This is a genomic window from Povalibacter sp. (assembly GCF_036735925.1).
GTDB lineage: Bacteria > Pseudomonadota > Gammaproteobacteria > Steroidobacterales > Steroidobacteraceae > Steroidobacter.
The window spans coordinates 31467-47585 of the sequence record NZ_DAINNK010000014.1; the positions used below are offsets into that span (position 1 = coordinate 31467).

Annotated in this window: 10 protein-coding genes; 7 read left to right on the top strand and 3 right to left on the bottom strand. The window is 62.4% G+C overall.

The features are described 5' to 3' along the window. Positions 1 to 68 precede the first annotated feature (68 nt). Positions 69 to 1916, bottom strand: a complete 1848-nt coding sequence (locus V7D81_RS06640; protein ID WP_349257617.1) for an ABC transporter ATP-binding protein — start codon at positions 1914 to 1916, stop codon at positions 69 to 71. Positions 1917 to 2034: 118 nt separating this feature from the next. On the opposite strand from V7D81_RS06640, the gene V7D81_RS06645 reads away from it, so the two are divergent. Further along, on the top strand, positions 2035 to 2529 hold the full coding sequence (locus V7D81_RS06645; RefSeq protein ID WP_324315358.1) for a hypothetical protein: 495 nt from the start codon (positions 2035 to 2037) through the stop codon (positions 2527 to 2529). Positions 2530 to 2617: 88 nt separating this feature from the next. Here V7D81_RS06645 and V7D81_RS06650 read toward each other — a convergent pair whose 3' ends face one another. Together V7D81_RS06650 and V7D81_RS06655 are read right to left on the bottom strand one after the other, a co-directional pair. Beyond that, entirely contained in the window at positions 2618 to 3640 is a 1023-nt protein-coding gene (locus tag V7D81_RS06650) for a sulfate ABC transporter substrate-binding protein (RefSeq protein ID WP_324315359.1), read from the bottom strand. Positions 3641 to 3722: 82 nt separating this feature from the next. After that, entirely contained in the window at positions 3723 to 6122 is a 2400-nt protein-coding gene (locus V7D81_RS06655) for a TonB-dependent receptor (RefSeq protein WP_324315360.1), read from the bottom strand. Positions 6123 to 6490: 368 nt separating this feature from the next. Here V7D81_RS06655 and V7D81_RS06660 point away from each other — a divergent pair, with 368 nt between their 5' ends. The 6 genes from V7D81_RS06660 (at position 6491) to V7D81_RS06685 (ending at position 16082) form a co-directional block, all read left to right on the top strand. Further along, complete coding sequence (locus V7D81_RS06660; RefSeq protein WP_324315361.1) at positions 6491 to 6850, top strand: DUF4870 domain-containing protein; 360 nt, start codon at positions 6491 to 6493, stop codon at positions 6848 to 6850. Between the two features lie 182 nt (positions 6851 to 7032). Then, entirely contained in the window at positions 7033 to 9486 is a 2454-nt protein-coding gene (locus V7D81_RS06665) for a type I restriction-modification system subunit M (RefSeq protein WP_324315362.1), read from the top strand. A gap of 148 nt (positions 9487 to 9634) precedes the next feature. Next, positions 9635 to 10744 (top strand): RhuM family protein, encoded by a 1110-nt coding sequence (gene rhuM / locus V7D81_RS06670; protein ID WP_324315363.1) that lies wholly within the window; start codon positions 9635 to 9637, stop codon positions 10742 to 10744. After that, positions 10741 to 12102 carry a restriction endonuclease subunit S gene (locus V7D81_RS06675; protein WP_324315364.1) on the top strand — a complete coding sequence of 454 codons (1362 nt, stop codon included), beginning with the start codon at positions 10741 to 10743 and terminating at the stop codon, positions 12100 to 12102. Before rhuM ends, V7D81_RS06675 begins: the two co-directional genes overlap by 4 nt. A gap of 12 nt (positions 12103 to 12114) precedes the next feature. Next, the gene (locus V7D81_RS06680) at positions 12115 to 15390 is read left to right on the top strand and encodes a type I restriction endonuclease subunit R (RefSeq protein ID WP_324315365.1); all 3276 of its coding nucleotides are present in this window, start codon (positions 12115 to 12117) and stop codon (positions 15388 to 15390) included. Then, positions 15387 to 16082, top strand: a complete 696-nt coding sequence (locus V7D81_RS06685; protein WP_324315366.1) for a M48 family metallopeptidase — start codon at positions 15387 to 15389, stop codon at positions 16080 to 16082. Before V7D81_RS06680 ends, V7D81_RS06685 begins: the two co-directional genes overlap by 4 nt. Positions 16083 to 16119 lie beyond the last annotated feature (37 nt).

Below are 16119 nucleotides of genomic sequence, written 5' to 3' on the forward strand. Positions count from 1 at the left end.
GTCCGCCGAGCGGTTGAAGTCGGCTTCGATCTTCTGGATGGCTTCGGCGGCCCAGACACGCATGGTGTTCATCGGTACCCCTTCGCCTGCAACGAAAACAGATGCGCATAGTGTCCGTCGAGCTTCATGAGTTCCTCGTGGCTGCCATGTTCGACGATGCGGCCGTCCTGCAACACCACGATCTGGTCGGCCATGCGCACGGTGGAGAAGCGGTGCGAGATCAGGATGGCGATGCGCTCGCGGGTCAGGGCGCGGAAGTGCTCGAAGATCGTGGCCTCGGCAGCGGCGTCCATCGCGGCCGTCGGTTCGTCGAGCACGAGGATGTCGGCGCGTGAGCGCATGAAGGCGCGCGACAGAGCGATCTTCTGCCACTGGCCGCCGGAGAGTTCGCGACCGTCGTTGAACCATTTGCCCAGCGGCGTGCGGTAGCCGGCTGGCAGAGACTCGACGATGGGCGTGGCCATGCCTTTCTCGCCCGCTTCGCGCCAGCGCGTTTCATCTTCGAAATGCTGTACGTCGCCGGCGCCGATGTTCTCGCCGAGCAGCAGTTGATAACGCGTGAAGTCCTGGAAGATCACGCCGATGCGATCGCGCAGCGCCGCTTCGTCCCAGTCGCGCAGGTCCTGGCCGTCGAGCAGGATGCGGCCCGACGTCGGCGGATACAGGCGCGTCAGCAGCTTGATCAGCGTCGTCTTGCCGGAACCGTTCTCGCCGACCAGCGCCAGCGACTGGCCGGGACGGATGTGCAGGTTCACGTCGACCAGCGTCGGCGTTTCCGCGCCGGGATAGGTGAAGCCGACGTGTTCGAAGCGGATGCCATCGTCGGGCTGCGGCCCGCGCACGGTGTTTCCCCTGGGCGCGTCGACCGGCGTTTCCAGATAGTCGTAGAGCGTCGACAGATACAGGTTGTCTTCGTACATGCCGCTGATCGCGGAGAGGATCGCCGACACCGCGGCCTGTCCCTGGCGGAACAGCATCAGGTACATGGTCATCTGACCCAGCGTGATCGCGCGGGCGATGGCGGACAGTGCGATCCACGCATACGCGCCATACAGTGCCGCCGTGCCGATGAGTCCGAGAAAAAATCCCCACGTGTCGCGGCGGACGGTGAGATCACGATCTTCGCGGTACAGCTTGTGAAAGATGGCGCGATAGCGTTGCAGGAACAGCGGGCCGAGCCCGAAGAGCTTGATCTCCTTGACGTGGTCTTCGCGCGCCAGCAGCGTTTCGAGATAGAGCTGCATGCGCGTCTCGGGCGAGCGCCACAGGAACAGGCGGAACGCGGCGCCGGAGAATTTCGCCTCGGCGAGAAACGCCGGCAGGCCGGCGAGGATGAGCACGAGTACCGCCCAGCCCGAGAACTGGATCAGCAGCGTCGCATAGCTGAGCAGCGACACCGCGTTCTGCGCCAGACCGAACGTGCGCACGACCAGCGACAGCGGACGACTCGATGCCTCGCGCCGCGCGCGCGTCAGCTTGTCGTAGAACTCCGAGTTCTCGAAATGCGCCAGATCGAGCGTGAGCGCCTTCTCCAGGATCATCACGTTCACGCGCTGGCCGAGCTGCGCGCGCAGCAGCGACTGGCACAGCGACAGGCCGCGTTGCGCACCGGCCAGGCCGGCGACCAGCAGGCCTTCCACGCCGACCAGCAGCAGCGCATGCGAGGTACGCGCGGCGTGATCTGCCGGTGCCGCCTGCATCGCTGCGACCACGGCATCGACGATCAGCGCGCCCACATACGCGATCGCTGCCGGGAAAATACCGGCAAGCAGCGTCAATACGCCGAGCGCGATGCTGAGCGGGCGGCTGGTGGTCCACACCAGTTCGAGCGCGCGGCGGCTGTAGGCGAACACGCCAAGGAATCCGCGCGCCAGTTCGGGTCTCTCAGAGCTGGCGCGCGGTCGGTGTGGGTTCATCGGAGGTCGTTGTGTCGCAGGCAATTTCCCGGCGGAGTATCACCGATCGTCCCGCCGCAATTGCAATGGCCCCGTACGCGGGACCAGAATCCCGTCAGTTCGATGCCGGAATCAGCCAATGAGTGAACCGAAAGACCCGAAGCAGCCGCCGGCGGGTCAGCCCACCGCGGTGGGCGACAAGGGGGGAGACAAGCGCTCGGGCCGCGTGGCCTACGATTCGCGCGGCAATCCCACCTGGGAATGGCAGCTGGAGACGGGCGTCTATACGCGCGATGTGAGCACGCATCGCCTGCGCAAGCTCGATCTCGGCGAGCTGTCGCTGGCCGAGACGGCCAGGAATCCCAGGCTCGATCCCGACAAGCCCGTGAGTGCGCCGCAGCGGCAGCCGCTGCCCGGCGGCGGATTCAATCCGTATGACACCGCGCCGGCGAAGGGCGGTGGCGGCTCCGATCCTTACGACAATGCCCGCGCGACGGGCAGCAAACTGCGTCCGCCGACGGGTCCGTCGACCGCGCCGACTCCGCCGCCGCAGCGCAAGCCGCTCGATCTGAAACGGCTCGAAGAATGGATGAAGGCGAAGAAGCGGGCGGAGGAGAACCGGGACGACGATTGACTGCAGGTCAGGGTTTGTTTGTAGGTCAGGCTTCAGCCTGACTCCTCACAAAGGCCGGCTGAAGCCGGCCCCACAGCAAGAGAGCGCGCTAGTTCGGCGCGTAGATCTGATCGAACACGCCGCCATCCGCGAAGTGCGCCTTCTGGGTTTTGTCCCAGCCGCCGAAGTCGGCGATGGTCACGAGCGGAATCTTCGGAAACTGTTTCGCATATTTCTCCGCGACCTTCGCGTCGATCGGGCGATAGAAATTCTTCGCGATGATTTCCTGCGCTTCCGGGCTGTAGAGGTGCCGCAGGTATTCCGTGGCGACGTCGCGTGTGCCGCGCTTCAGCACGACCTTGTCGACGACGGCGACCGGCGGTTCGGCCAGCACGCTCAGTGAGGGCACCACGATCTCGACCTTGTCGGGCCCGAGTTCCTTGATGGACAGATACGCCTCGTTCTCCCACGCGAGCAGCACATCACCAATGCCGCGCTGGACGAACGTCGTGGTCGAACCGCGCGCACCCGTGTCGAGCACCGGCACGTTCTTGTAGAGCTTGCGCACGTATTCCTTTGCGCTCGCCTCGTTGCCGCCCGGCTGCTTGAGCGCCCAGGCCCACGCGGCGAGATAGTTCCAGCGCGCGCCGCCGGAGGTTTTCGGATTCGGCGTGATGACGGCGATGCCCGGCTTCACCAGATCGCCCCAGTCCTTGATGCCTTTCGGATTGCCCTTGCGCACCAGGAACACGATGGTCGAGGTGTAGGGCGAGCTGTTGTGTGGCAGGCGCGACTGCCAGTTCACCGGCAGCAGCTTGCCGTTGGTGACCAGCGCATCGATGTCGCCGGCGAGCGCGAGCGTGACGACGTCAGCGGGCAGGCCGTCGATCACGGTACGCGCCTGCTTGCCCGAACCGCCGTGCGACTGCTTGATCGAAACCTCATCGCCGGTCCTCGCTTTCCAGTACTTGGCGAATTCCTTGTTGTAGTCCTCGTACAGCTCGCGCGTCGGATCGTAGGAAACGTTGAGCAGCGTCGTCGATGCTGCGTGAGCAGCGGATGCGCCGAGCGTCAGACCGAACGCGAAGGCGGCGAGCAACGCGCGCCGGGTGCTGGAGATGTCGAACTTCATTGGATGATCCTGTCGTGGAGGCGCAAGGTGCGCCTCCACAGGATGAATGACGGGTGTTAAAGCTTCGTGACGGAAGAGAGCCTCAGAACGAGGCTCTCACCGTGAGTCCGTACGTGCGCGGATCGCCGGGCTGACCGATCACGAGGCCGGTGTTGCCTGACTGTGTCGAGAGGAAGTCGAAATATTCCTCGTCGAACGCATTGCGCACCCAGCCGTACACGTCCCAGCCCTGACCGAAGCGCACGCCGGCGCGGAAGTTCGCGAGCGAATAGCCATCGACGTCCGTGTAGAGCGAGCGCGACGGATTCGACGAGAACTTGGAGCGATACAGTCCGTCGAAGGCGAAGTACGCGCCGCCGTTGCTGCCGAGCGCCGCGAGCGGCAGTTCGTACTGCAAGCCATACGATGCGGACACCTTCGAAATGCCCGGCAGCCACTGGCCTGAGATGTCGCAGAACGCCGGGCTGAAGCCGCCCGGCGTACCCGGCGCGCTCGGCGGATTCGCCGCCGACGCCGCAGTGCCGCCGGCGAGTTCCGGCGGGCACGGTGCATCCGTGAACTTCGTGTACTCGTGATCGTTGTAGGCGCCGTTCGCGTACAGCGTCAGGCCGCTGATGGGCTGCGTGGAGAGATCGAGTTCGACGCCGCGCACGCGGATCTGCTCGGCGTTGGCGAGATAGCCGCGGATCACGTTGGCCTGGCTGTTGGTCACCGTGGCCTGATAGTCATTGATCTCGGTCCAGAAGCCGGCGAGGTTGGCGGTCAGCCGACCGTCGAACCACTGCGACTTCAAGCCGACTTCGAAGTGATTCACGTCTTCGGGCTTGACCGTTTCCACCGCAGTGATCGGCTGGCCGGCCGCATCCAGCGGCAGGCCGGAGAGATTGATGCCGCCCGACTTGAAGCTCTTGGCATACGTGGCATAGCCGAGCACGTTGTCGGCGATGTCATACGACACCGTGAAGTCGCCCGAGACATTCGTATCGCTGAATTCGGGTTCGTAGCTCTGCGGCGCCAGCACGCCGCGCTGTTCGCTCGTCAACGGTGTGTTGGTCGCGTTGGTGACGGTGGCAATGTACTTGCCTTCCTTCCTGTCGTAGTTGACGCGCAGGCCGGGTTGCAGTCGCAGGTCGTCGGTGACATGCCAGGTCAACTGGCCGAACGCAGCGGCGCTGGTGTTCTTCAGGCCGATGTCGTTCTCGGAGCGCAGGCCGTCGAGGATGGCGGGGTTGTTGGCGCTCGCACCGCCCAGTAGCCAGCGACTGGCCAGCGGACCCTGTTCCTGTGCGCCGTTGGTGTCGACGGTCTGGTAGAAGCCATACACGCCGACGACGTAGTCGATCTTTTCGCCGGTCGCTGCGTAGCGCAGTTCCTGCGAGTACTGGCGCTGCTTGGACGGATTTTCCGAGATCGTGGTAATGGGCAGGCCGATGAAGTCACGGTCGTTCTTCGGATACCAGTCCCATTTGCGATACGCGGACACCGACGTAAGCCGCCCGGGGCCGACATCCCATTCCACCAGCACCGACGCGCCGCCGAAGTACTGCTCGGCCGTGAGTTCGGCGTCGAGATCGGTCACGCGATCGAACGGATTGGTGCTCGGCACCTGGTAGTTCGAGGCAGCGGCGAGCGCGGCGTATTGACGGCTCAACGGACGCTGCGTCGAGCCTTCACGCACGTAGAGCTGGCCGAAGCCGAGCGGATCGGAGTGCGTATAGTCCGCCGAGAACTTGACGCTCAGCGAATCGCTCGCTTCCCACAGCAGCTGGCCCTTGAAGCCGAGGTTGTCCTGTTCGTTGATGTCGTCACCGGTCGCGGCATTGCGGATCGTGCCGTCGCGCTGCGTGTACGAGGTGCCGAGGCGGAAGGCGAGCTTGTCGGTTATCGGTCCCGAAACGGAGCCCTTGCCCTGCACGAATCCATAGTTGCCGTAGCTGACTTCGGCATCCGCTTCGGGCGTGAAGCTCGGTTTGCGCGAAGTCACGTTGATGGCGCCCGAGGTGGTGTTCTTGCCGTACAGCGTGCCCTGCGGTCCGCGCAGGATTTCGATCTGGTCGACATCGAGGAAGTCGAAGGTCGCCGTCGCGCTGCGCGCGTAGTACACCTGATCGATGTAGATGCCGACGCCCTGCTCGATGCCGTCGTTGGTCAGACCGAATGGCGCACCGATGCCGCGGATGTTCGCCGCGGAATTACGCGGGTTGCTGGAATAGAACTGCACCGACGGCTGCAGCTGGCTGAGCTTGCCGACGTTGAACGTACCGGTCTTTTCCAGTGTGCTGGAGTTCACGACCGAGATCGCGAGCGGCACGTCCTGGACCTGTTCCTCGCGGCGGCGCGCCGTGACGACGATGTTCTCCAGGGTCGCGGACGCATTCGCGCCATCCGCGGCGGCATCGGCCATTGCCGGGCCGCCCAGGGCCGTGCCCAGTGCAACCGTAACCGCCGTAGCGACGCCACCCCACATTCTTCGCGAGCTCATAAATCTCCCTCGTGTATTCATGGTCATTGCGGACGCAGCAGTGCGCCGGCATGAGTGAAATCCTACGAGGGGTGCCGTGAGGGATCAGTCGCGACCCGGTGACAAAGCGGTTAGCCGGGATTCCATCGCGGTAGAAGATGAGGACTTCTGCAGGAACGGGAATCGGAAGGAGGAGAGGGGCCGCAAAAGACCGTCAAAAATGGAACCCCGCTCCTACTTTCTTTCGCATTCTTTTATGCGGTCTTTTGCGGTTCGCGCTCTTCGTCTCGACTGCCGGATCCTCGCCATGACCCGTGACTGACAGGAGAGAAGGAAGGCGTTACGCTTCCGTCACCGCGCACTGCGCCTCCATCGTCACGGGTTCCCACATGACGGATCTCACGCCCGCTCCGGGTCAGCAGGAACGCAATTGGGCCGTCGGCGTGCATCTGAGCGCGCTGCTCGGTCTCGTCACCGGCATCGGCGCCGTGCTCGGCCCGCTGATCGTCTGGCTGATCAAGAAGGACGAAATGCCCTTCGTGAACGATCAGGGCAAGGAAGCGCTCAACTTCCAGATCACCGTGTTCCTCGCCGCCATCGTGTGCGTGATCCTGATGATCGTCGCCATCGGTTTCCTGCTGCTGCTCCTGCTCAGCCTGGCGGATCTGGTGTTCATCATCATCGCCGCCGTGAAGGCGAGCGAAGGGGTGGCGTACCGGTATCCGGTGAATCTGCGGCTGATCAAGTAAGGCACTGGCGAGATTAAAGAGCATCTCTATTCCGACTCGTCACCTTCCTGGCACGGCAATGCGGTCGATCCGGCCCGGTCGACTTTCCCCGGTGGGCGTCCTATCTTTACGAATCGGATCAATGAATTAGAAGAGCGGGGCGGGCGCCTGCACCGCGCCTGCTCCAACGACTCTTCAGAACGATGCCCTTAACGCTCAACCAGCTCGAACACCACCTCTTCAAGGCCGCCGACATCCTGCGCGGCAAGATGGACGCCTCCGAGTTCAAGGAATACATCTTCGGGATGCTGTTTCTGAAGCGCTGCTCGGATGTGTTCGAGGAGCGGCGGGAGGAAGTCGTTGCGCAGCAGGTCGCCGGCGGCCTCGCCAAGGCAAAGGCAGAAAAACTCGCAGACCATCCACGCTGGTATGGAGATTCCTTCTATGTGCCGCCCGTGTCCCGCTGGGAACAGCTCGTCAACGAGGCCCACGAGAACGTCGGCGGCGAGCTGAACAAGGCGCTGGGCGGCCTTGAAGAGCACAACAGCACGCTGTCCGATGTGCTCGAGCACATCGACTTCACGCGCAAGGTCGGCCAGAGCAAGATCCCCGACATCAGGCTGCGCCAGCTCATCACCCACTTCAGCACGTATCGGCTGCGCAACGAGGACTTCGAGTTTCCCGACCTGCTCGGTGCGGCGTATGAATTCCTGATCAGCGACTTCGCCGATTCCGCCGGCAAGAAGGGCGGCGAGTTCTATACGCCGCGCTCCGTGGTGAAGCTGATGGTGCGGCTGCTCAAGCCGGCGCAGAAGCATCACATCTACGATCCCTGCTGCGGCTCCGGCGGCATGCTGATCGCGGCCAAGGAATTCATCGACGAGCAGGGCGAGGACGGACGCAAGGCCAATCTGTACGGACAGGAGGCGAATGGCACCGTCTGGTCCATTGCCAAGATGAACATGCTGCTGCATGGCATCCGCACGGCGGACCTGCTGAATGAAGACACGCTTGCCGAGCCGCAGCATGTCGATGGCGGCGAACTCAGGCGCTTCGACCGGGTGCTCACCAATCCGCCGTTCTCGATCAACTGGGGCAACACCGAGAAGGATCGCGAGGGCCGCGCCCTGTGGGCGCCGAAGTTTCCCGAGCGTTTTCGTTTCGGCCAGGTGCCGCTGGGCTCGAAGAAAGCCGATCTCATGTTCGTGCAGCACATGGTGCATGTGTTGGCGGACGGCGGACTGCTGGCGACCGTCATGCCGCACGGCGTCCTGTTTCGCGGCGGCGAGGAAAGAGCGATCCGCGCCGCCATGATTCAGGAGGATCTGCTCGAAGCCGTCATCGGCCTCGCGCCCAACCTGTTCTACGGCACCGGCATTCCTGCATGCATCCTGGTAATGCGCAAGACGGTCAACGGCAGGAGCGGCAAGCCGAAGGAGCGGCGCGGCAAGGTGTTGTTCATCAACGCCGACCGGGAATACTTCGAAGGCCGGGCGCAGAACTATCTGCATCCTGAACACACCGAGCGGATCGTTAATACCTTCGAAGCATTTGCCGACGTGCCTGGCTTCGCTGCCGTGGTCGATGTCGAGACGCTGCGCGCCAATGATTTCAATCTGAACATTCGCCGCTATGCCGACAACGCGCCGCCGCCCGAACCGCATGACGTGCGCGCGCACCTGCTGGGCGGCGTCCCACGCGACGAGGTCGCTGCGAAGCAGCCGTTGTTCGCGGCTCATGGATTCAGCGCCAGCGAATTGCTCCAGGATCGGGATGCCCGCTACCTGGAGTTCCGTGCCGATGTCACGACTCGCCAGTCATTGAAGCCTGCGATCGAAAACAATCCGGGCCTCCTCGCGAAGGAGCGCACGGTGCGCGACGCGTTCGATCAGTGGTGGAAGGCCCACGCCAGCAGGATCACGAAACTGGCCGGACAGGGGAGCTTCGTCGGCGTTCGCAACGATGTGCTCAGAAGCTTCAGCGCGGCGCTCGATCCGCTGGGCCTGCTGGATGCCTTCCAGGTGCGCGGCATCGTGGCGGGGTTCTGGGATCAATCGAAATACGACTTCCTCACCCTGATGGCGCGCGGCAGCAAGGGCGTCATCGACGCCTGGCGCACGAGCATCATCACGGCCCTGGAGGACGAGGAGTCGAAGCACGATCCGCTGGATCACAAGCTGGTCCGGTTTCTCCTGAATGATTTCGTGGCGCAGCTTGCAGAGCTGGAAGCGAAAAAGGCCGAGCTCGAAGCGCAGATCAAGGCAGCGACGCCACAGAACGAGACTGGCGAAGACGACGAGGCCGCCGAAGCGGAGGACGAAACCGCGGTCGACCCGACCCAGATGGCCGCCTGGAAGAAAGACCTCGGCGCGGTCAGGAAGCAATTGAAGGGCAGCGAAGGCGAACTGGTCAGGCAACTGAACGCCGCCGTCGATGCGCTCGACGAGAAAAAGGCCGCGACCCTGTTGCTCACGATCCTGCACGACGACATGCGCACCATCGTCGAACGCTACATCACCCAGCATCGCCAGCAGATCGTTGCCGCGTTCGAGAACTGGTGGGACAAGTACAAGGTCACACTCACCGAGATCGAGCACGACCGCGACGCGGCGGCGAAGCAGCTGCAGGAGTACCTGAAGGGATTGGGGTATGTCTGAAGGAGAAGAAGCGGATAGCGGATGGCGGATAGCGGATAGTCAGAAGGGCAGTCGCGCTTCCTCCGTCCCCTCCTCCGCGAAGCGGGGGAGGGTTAGGGTGGGGGCGTCTCTGGCTGGGATTGAAACATCGATTCTCAAGGAGTGAGACATGAAAGCTCGATCGAAGAAAGTTGCAAGCACGCGAGCGAAGGCGGTGAAAGCGAAGGCGCCTGCCAGGCGTTCGGCACACCGCAAAGGACGGATGCAGCCCAGGCCGCCGGATGCAGCGCCAGAGACTGTGAGCGGCGAGGTGATTCTGTATCAGCCGCCCGGCGGCAGGATTCAGCTGGACGTGCGGCTCGAACGCGATACCGTCTGGCTGACCCAGGCACAGATGGTCGAGCTGTTTGGCCGGGATCAGTCCGTAGTGTCGCGGCACATTCGCAACGTCTTCACGGAGGGAGAATTGCCCGAGGAAAGCAATATGCAAAAAATGCATATTGCTCTGTCCGACAAGCCCGTCGTCCTGTACAGCCTCGACACCATCATTTCCGTCGGCTATCGCGTCAAGTCAAAGCAAGGCACCCGGTTCCGTATCTGGGCCACCCAGACCCTGCGCGATCACCTGCTGCGCGGCTACACGCTGAACGAAAAGCGCCTGCGTGAACGGGGCTTCACCGAGATCGAACAGGCCGTCGAACTGCTGTCGAACACGCTGCGCAATCAGTTCCTGGTCACGGAGCAGGGTCGTGCCGTGCTCGATGTCGTGCAGCGCTACACGCGCGCGTGGAAACTGCTGCTGGAGTACGACGAAGACAGCCTCCCATCGACGCCGGCAAATCCGGTCGCGCAATCCAGCGAACTCTCCCTGACGCGGGCGCGGGCCGCCATCCAGGCTCTGCGCGCCGCCCTCGCAAGCCGCAACGAATCGACCGACCTCTTCGGCCGCGAACGCGGCGATCAGCTCGAAGGCATTCTCGGCGCGATCGAACAGACCTTCGGCGGCGAACCGCTGTATCCGACGGTGCAGGCGCGGGCGGCACATCTGCTGTACTTCGTCATCAAGGACCATCCGTTCTCGGATGGCAACAAGCGCATCGGCACGCTGCTGTTCCTGGAGTATCTGCGGCGCAATCAGTTGCTGTTGCGAGCGGATGGCGAGCCGCGGCTGGCGGACAATGCGATGGTGGCGCTCGCGCTTCTGGTGGCGGAGAGCGATCCGAGGCAGAAGGAGTTGATGATTCGGTTGGTGTTGAACTTGCTGGAGGACGGGCGATGACGGACGCTAGTTTCGAAGATTTCGCAAATAATTCATCTGGCTTCCGGCAAAGCAATCCGCCGCCGAGCGGCTGGCGGTCTGTCAAACTCAGAGAGGTCAGTAGTTGCACGTTGGGAGGAACCCCTCCCACGGGAATTCCGAAGTATTGGGGTGGTTCTATCCCTTGGATGGCCTCGGGGGATGTGAATCTACGCCGGGTTTACGACGTGCCAGGTCGAATTACTGAGGCAGGCCTAGCGATATCGAACGCGACGCTGACTTCTCCGCCTGCAGTGGCAGTTGGACTCGCTGGGCAGGGAAAGACTCGTGGCACTGTGGCCCTTACGTTATGTGCTCTGAGTACGAATCAATCGATAGCGCTCTTGCGCGGTGACGAATCGTCACTGTTGACGGGATATCTTTTTCACAATTTGGATCGCAGATATGAGGAGCTGCGAGCGCGCTCGTCAGGTGGAGGACGCGGAGGTCTATCGAAGGAAATTCTAGAGTCGATTCCTATCGACTTGCCGCCATCCGGTGAGCAGAGGCTCATCACGCAGATCATCGACACCCTCGACACCGCCATCCGCCAGACCGAGGCGATCATCGAGAAGCTCAAGCAGGTCAAGCAGGGGTTGCTGCACGATCTGTTGACGTGCGGCATCGACGAGAACGGCGAATTGCGTCCGCCGCAGAGCGAAGCGCCTCACCTGTACAAGCCGTCGCGGCTGGGGTGGATTCCGAAGGAGTGGGATGTTTCCGGTTTGCAGTCGAGAGCGTCACCCGAGAGGAGCGTGATTCGGACTGGCCCCTTTGGTTCGACGTTGAAGGGTGAGCACTGGCGCCAGGTTGGAAGGCCTGTGATCACCATTGGATCGCTTGGAGATAGGAAATTCATTGAAGGCGAGCTGCTCTATATCTCGGAAGAGAAGGCCCGTTCTCTTGCCGATTTTGAGGTCCACATCGGCGACATCGTATTTTCTCGCGTGGCTGATGTGGGCCGATCTGTCGTTGTTGGGGCTGCTGAGGTTGGGTGGATAATGTCCTCGAATTTCATGCGAATCTCCATCGACTTGATGAAGGCTAGGCCCGAGTACGTGCAACTCGTGTTAAGCAGTGACCACAGATTACGAAGGCAGACGCGGGCGCATGTAAATTCAGGAGGTCGCGACGTCGCCAATAGCGCGATCTTACTCGGGCTTCTGTTAGGTTGGCCGCTTTCTGATGAGCAAGATGAAGTGTTGCGCCGCGTTGCATCCCTCAATATTGAGGTGGATGAGGAGGTGCGCAGGTTTGAAAAACTGAACTCGGTGAAGATAGGCCTCATGGACGACCTCCTCACCGGTCGCGTCCGCGTCACGCCACTGCTCAAGGACTAACGAGGCTCACCCATGGGCTGGGAACTCGAAGACGTCGAACGCCGATTCATCGAGCACCTCGCCAGTCTGGGCTGGACTCACGTTGCGGGTTCCCTCGACGATCCGGCTGCGACGCAACGCGCCGGCTTCTCTCAAGTCATCCAGGAATCCGTTCTCCGACAGAAGCTGCGCGAACTGAATCTGCGCGACGGCAAATCCTGGCTGGATGAAGGTCGCCTCTCCGAGGCTGTATCCGCCATCACGCGCATCAGCGCGCCGAAGCTGATCGAAGCGAATCAGATCGCCACGGAATTGCTGCTCAAGGGCATCACCGTCGACGGCCTGCCGGACTGGAATGGTGGACGCGGGCAGACCCTTCGATACATCGACTGGGAAAAGCCGGAAAACAATCAGTTCACGGTGATCAGTCAGTTTCGCGTCGATTGCCCGCCCGGCTACGACCGCGGCAAGGGCTTCATCGTGCCGGACCTGGTGTTGTTCGTGAACGGCATGCCGCTCGTCGTCGTGGAATGCAAGAGCCCGTCCGTGCCGGAACCGTTGGTGCAGGCGGTCGATCAGTTGCGCCGCTACAGCAATCAACGCCGCGCCACCTTCGAAGTCGAGGACAACGAAGGCAATGAGCCGCTGTTCCATACGAACCAACTGCTCATCGCGACCAGCTTCGATCAGGCACGCGTCGGTTGTATCGGCGGCCTGTTCGAGGACTATGCGACGTGGAAGACGGTTGCGCCGCTGACGGAGAGCGACGTTGCGACACAGCTTGGCAAGAAGCCTTCAGAACAGGAGTTCACCATCGCCGGAATGCTGAGCAAGGCCAACCTGCTCGACATCGTTCGCCATTTCATGCTGTTCATGCACACGCGCGGACAGACGATGAAGGCCGTGTGCCGCTATCAACAGTTTCGTGCAGTGAGCAAGGCAGTGCAGCGACTGCGGACTGGCCAGACGCGATGGCAGGACGGTGAGCACGATCGGCGCGGCGGCATCATCTGGCACACACAGGGTTCCGGGAAAAGCCTGACGATGGTGTTCCTGGTCCGCAAGATGCGCACCGATCCGCAGCTGCGGCGCTTCAAAATCATTGTCGTTACCGATCGCAAGGATCTGCAGCGCCAGCTTGCTGAGACCGCCGCGTTGTCAGGCGAGACGGTCGAGATCGCGACCAGCAAGGCGGCGCTCAGGACATTGGTGACCCGCAAGGGGCCGGGCCTCGTCTTCGGGATGGTGCAGAAGTACGGCGAGAGCGATGCGGCCGACGAGGAGCCGCTGAAGCTCGAGGATCTGCCGAAGTATCCGCACGTTTCCGATGCGCCGCGAACCGACGTGCTCAACGACGACAGCAGCATCCTGGTGCTGGTCGATGAAGCGCATCGCAGTCACACCAACGATCTGCACGCGTACCTGATGAGCAGCATGCCGAACTGCGCCAAGATCGGCTTTACCGGCACGCCGATCATCATGGGCGAGAAGAAGCGCACGCACGAGATCTTCGGCGAGTTCATCGACCGTTACACCATCCGCGAATCCGAACAGGACGGTTCGACGGTTCCCGTGCTCTACGAAGGGCGCACCGCGCAGGGCGCCGTCAAGGATGGCGCGAGTCTGGATGAGCTGTTCGAGGATCTGTTCCGCACCCGCAGCGAGGAAGAACTCGAAGCCATCAAGAAGAAGTACGCCACCCGGGGCCAGATCTTCGAAGCGCCGGAACTCATCAAGGAGAAGGCGCGCGACATCCTGCGTCACTACGTCACGAATATCCTGCCCAACGGCTACAAGGCGCAGGTGGTGGCGTATAGCCGGCTCGCAGCCGTCCGCTATCTCGATGCGCTGAACGCTGCGCGTGCGCAATTGCTGAACGATGCGGAAAGTCTGTCGCCAGCGGACCAGACGCTGGATGACGAGGCGCTGTGCCAGCGGCCGCCGAAGGTGCAGGCCGTCGTGCAGGCATGGCGTTATCGCGAAGCGCTCAAGGCACTCGAGTGCGCACCCATCATTTCCGGCGGCAACAATGACGATCCGGCGTGGAAGCAATGGACCGACGGCGCCGTGCAGGAGGGACTGATCAAACGCTTCAGGAAGCCGCTGCTTCACGACGACCCTCAGAAGCGCGATCCGCTTGCCTTCCTGATCGTGAAATCGATGCTGCTCACCGGTTTCGATGCGCCCATCGAAGGCGTGATGTACCTCGATCGCCCGATCAAGGAAGCCGAGTTGCTGCAGGCCATCGCGCGCGTCAATCGCACGGGCTTCGGCAAGCGCGCCGGCATCGTCGTGGACTACTACGGTCTGGCCCATCACCTGAAGGAAGCGCTGGCGGCGTATGCGGACGAAGATGTCGCCGGCGCATTGCAGAGCCTGAAAGATGAAATCCCGGCGTTGCGCGATCGGCACCTGCGCGCCATCCATATCTTCCGGCGCAACGGGATCGACTCGCTGGAAGATCGCGAGGCGTGCGTGGATGTGCTGCGCGATGAACGCCTGCGCGCCGAGTTCACCGTCAAGCTCCGACACTTCCTGGAATCGCTGGACACCGTATTGCCGCGCCCGGAAGGGTTGCCGTTCACGCGTGACGCCAAGACGCTCGCCTACATCCATGCCCGCGCCCGCACGCGCTACAAGGACATGCCGCAGATCGGCAAGGACGTCGGCGCCAAAGTGCGCAAGCTCATCGACGACCATGTGATCTCGTTGGGCATCGATCCGAAGATTCCGCCGATCTCCCTGACCGATGCCAACTTTGCAGCGCACGTGCAGGAGCAGGCGGGGCCAAGGGCCAAGGCGTCCGAAATGGAACACGCCATCCGGTCGCATATCCGCAAGCATCTCGACGAAGACCCGGTGCTGTATCGCAAGCTCAGCGAACGGCTCAAGGACATCCTCGAGCAGCTCGGCGACAACTGGGAGGAGCAGATCGCCGCGTTGCAGGACATCATCCGGAACCTCAAGGCCGGTCAGTCGGAAGGCGATGAAGGATTGCCGGATCTGCCCGAGCACTGTCTGCCGTTCTTTCGCCTGATGATGGAAGAAACGCAGACCGGAAATGACGCAGACGCAGAACAGGTAGGCGCTGTCATGAACCTCACGATGGAAGTCGTGGACATCATCGCTGCCGAGCTCACCGAGAACTTCTGGCGTCCCAACAAGAAGCCCGACCAGGACGCGCTTGCCACCCGGCTCTTCGAGCACCTGATGGCGTCGCGCAGGGTGGAGCTGGACGACGCGGATGCGTTGGTCGACAAGCTCATGGATCTGGCGCGCGCCAACCATCACAAGCTGATGACCGCATGAACACGCTGACCGTCGAGGATCTGAAGTTTTCGGTGAAACGCAGCAGTCGCCGTCGCACGCTGCAGATCACGGTCGACCGTCGCGGCGACCTGTTACTCGCGGCGCCGCCGCAGGCGGCAGAGGCTCAGCTCGTGAGCTTCGTGCTGGAGAAGCGTTTCTGGATCTACACCAAGCTCGCCGAGAAGGATCTGCTGCGCCGGCCGTTCCGGCGCAAATCGTTCGTGAGCGGCGAAGGATTCCTGTACCGCGGTCGCAGCTACCGGCTGAAACTCGTGGCCCGACAGAATGCGCCGCTCAGGCTGGCCAACGGCCGCTTTCATCTGGTGAAGTCGGAATCGAAATGCGCGCGCACACATTTCATTCGCTGGTACAGCGAGCGAGGCAAGTCGTGGTTTGCAGCGAAGGTCGCCGAGTATTCAGCCCGAATGCAGGTAGAGGCCGCCGGGGTCAAAGTGCAGGATCTGGGCTACCGCTGGGGTTCCTGCGGCAAAGGCAACTGGCTGTACTTCCACTGGAAGTCGGTCCTCCTGCCGACGCGCATTGCCGAGTACGTCGTCGTTCACGAAATTGCCCATCTGCATGAGCGGTTACATACGCCGGAGTTCTGGCAGCGCGTCGAGCGTGCGATGCCGGACTACGAGCGAAGGAAGCAGTGGCTGGCCGAACGGGGAATGGATGTGGAAGGGTTGTAGCCTTCCGCCTTGACTCCCCCTCCGGCCGCCGGTAATA

What these genes read in the sequence shown, in the direction of transcription:
- rhuM (WP_324315363.1), top strand. Translation starts at nt 9,635, where the DNA reads ATGAAAGCTCGATCGAAGAAAGTTGCAAGCACGCGAGCGAAGGCGGTG.
- V7D81_RS06645 (WP_324315358.1), top strand. Translation starts at nt 2,035, where the DNA reads ATGAGTGAACCGAAAGACCCGAAGCAGCCGCCGGCGGGTCAGCCCACC.
- V7D81_RS06665 (WP_324315362.1), top strand. Translation starts at nt 7,033, where the DNA reads ATGCCCTTAACGCTCAACCAGCTCGAACACCACCTCTTCAAGGCCGCC.
- V7D81_RS06680 (WP_324315365.1), top strand. Translation starts at nt 12,115, where the DNA reads ATGGGCTGGGAACTCGAAGACGTCGAACGCCGATTCATCGAGCACCTC.
- V7D81_RS06655 (WP_324315360.1), bottom strand. Translation starts at nt 6,122, where the DNA reads ATGAGCTCGCGAAGAATGTGGGGTGGCGTCGCTACGGCGGTTACGGTT.
- V7D81_RS06650 (WP_324315359.1), bottom strand. Translation starts at nt 3,640, where the DNA reads ATGAAGTTCGACATCTCCAGCACCCGGCGCGCGTTGCTCGCCGCCTTC.
- V7D81_RS06685 (WP_324315366.1), top strand. Translation starts at nt 15,387, where the DNA reads ATGAACACGCTGACCGTCGAGGATCTGAAGTTTTCGGTGAAACGCAGC.
- V7D81_RS06660 (WP_324315361.1), top strand. Translation starts at nt 6,491, where the DNA reads ATGACGGATCTCACGCCCGCTCCGGGTCAGCAGGAACGCAATTGGGCC.
- V7D81_RS06640 (WP_349257617.1), bottom strand. Translation starts at nt 1,916, where the DNA reads ATGAACCCACACCGACCGCGCGCCAGCTCTGAGAGACCCGAACTGGCG.
- V7D81_RS06675 (WP_324315364.1), top strand. Translation starts at nt 10,741, where the DNA reads ATGACGGACGCTAGTTTCGAAGATTTCGCAAATAATTCATCTGGCTTC.